Origin of the sequence: Variovorax sp. WDL1 (genome assembly GCF_001541225.1) — a bacterium.
Taxonomy (GTDB): Bacteria; Pseudomonadota; Gammaproteobacteria; order Burkholderiales; family Burkholderiaceae_C; genus Variovorax.
In genome coordinates, this window is the sequence record NZ_LMTS01000153.1 from 104,218 (window position 1) to 105,771 (window position 1,554).

At 74.2% G+C, this 1,554-nt stretch carries 1 protein-coding gene and 1 pseudogene; both read right to left on the reverse strand.

The genetic code is table 11. From position 1 onward, the window contains the following. A pseudogene (locus APY03_RS44200) lies at positions 1-347 on the reverse strand (ABC transporter permease); the annotation flags it as partial. Continuing rightward, positions 344-1,554, reverse strand: a 1,211-nt coding sequence (locus tag APY03_RS20620) for an ABC transporter ATP-binding protein (RefSeq protein ID WP_232324350.1), incomplete at its 5' end; no start/stop codon positions are given. The pseudogene APY03_RS44200 and the gene APY03_RS20620, both read right to left, overlap by 4 nt.

The window sequence follows — 1,554 nt, forward strand, 5'->3', positions numbered from 1 at the left end:
CAGGGCGGCAACGCGAACCCGCTGCCGCCATGCAGGCCGCCCACGGCCACCGCGGCCAGCGCGCCGCCGTAGAACTGACCCTCCGCGCCGATGTTGAAGAGCCGGGCCTTGAAAGCCACTGTGGCTGCGAGTCCGGTGAGGATCAGCGGCGTGGCGCGCGTCAGCGTCTCGCTCCACGCAAAGACCGAGCCGAAGCCGCCCTGCAGCAGCAGCGCATAGGTGCGGCCCACCGGCGCGCCGGCCCACAGCACCAGCAGCGCGCTGACCAGCAGCGTGAAGCCGACCGCGCCCACCGGCGCCAGCAGCAGCGCGGTGCGCGAGGTCTCGTGGCGGCGCTCCAGCCTCATCCAGCAGAGCCCGCCATTGCAAGCCCGATGGCCTCGCGCGTCCACGCCGAGGCCGCGCGCGGCTCGCCGAGCCGCCCGCCGTGCATCACCGCGACGCGGTCGCCGAGTGCGAGCACCTCGTCGAGGTCATCGGAGATCAGCAGCACCGCGGCACCGGCATCGCGCGCCGCGATCAGTTGCTGCTGCACGTAGGCGACGGCGCCGATGTCCAGGCCCCACGTGGGCTGGTGCGCGACGATCAGGCGTGCAGTCTTGCTCTTCGCCGCGTCGGGCGCCAGCAGCGCCCGGCCGAGGATCAGCTTCTGCATGTTGCCCCCCGACAGCGCGCGCGCCGGTGCGTCGAGCCCGGCGCCGCGCACGTCGAAGGCCTGCTCGACGCGGTGCGCGTGGGCCCGCGCTGCTGCCCGCCGCACCCAGAGCCAGCGCGAGAAGGCCGGGCTGCGCAGCCGCTCCGACACCGCGTTCTCCCAGACCGGCAGGTCGCCCACCACGCCGACCGCGTGCCGGTCCTCCGGGATGCGAGCCACCCCGCGCCGGACCAGTCGCGCGGGCGAGGCGGGCAGGGCCCGCCCCATCAGCTGCACGCTGCCGCCGGTAGCGCGGCGAGTGCCGCCGAGCAGTTCCGCCAGCGCGACCTGGCCATTGCCTGAAACGCCCGCCACGGCCGTGATCTCGCCCCCGCGCAGGCTCAGGGAGACATCGACCAGCCGGTCATGCCCCTCGCCGGCGGTGCGTACATGCTCGAGCACGCACACCGCGTCGCCCACCTGCCGCGCCGGCGTGCGCTTCACGCCCTCGACCGCATGGCCGACCATCCACAGCGCCAGCTGCGCCGCCGTGGTGCCGCGGGTGGGCGCCTGGGCCACCAGCTTGCCGCCGCGCAACACGGCAACGCGGTGCGAGACGCGCAGCACCTCGTCCAGCTTGTGGCTGATGAAGATGATCGAGAGCCCGCCCGCCACCATTTGCGAGAGCGTGGCGAACAGCGCCTCGCTTTCCTGCGGCGTGAGCACGGCGGTGGGCTCGTCGAGGATCAGGATGCGCGCGCCGCGGTACAGCGCCTTGAGGATCTCCACCCGCTGCCGCTCGCCCACCGAGAGCCTGCCGACCCGCGCGTCCGGCTGCACCGGCAGGCCGAAGCGTTGCGAGACCTCGAGCAGCCTGGCGCGTGCGGCGCCGCGGCGGGAGAACGGCTGCCACAACGGCT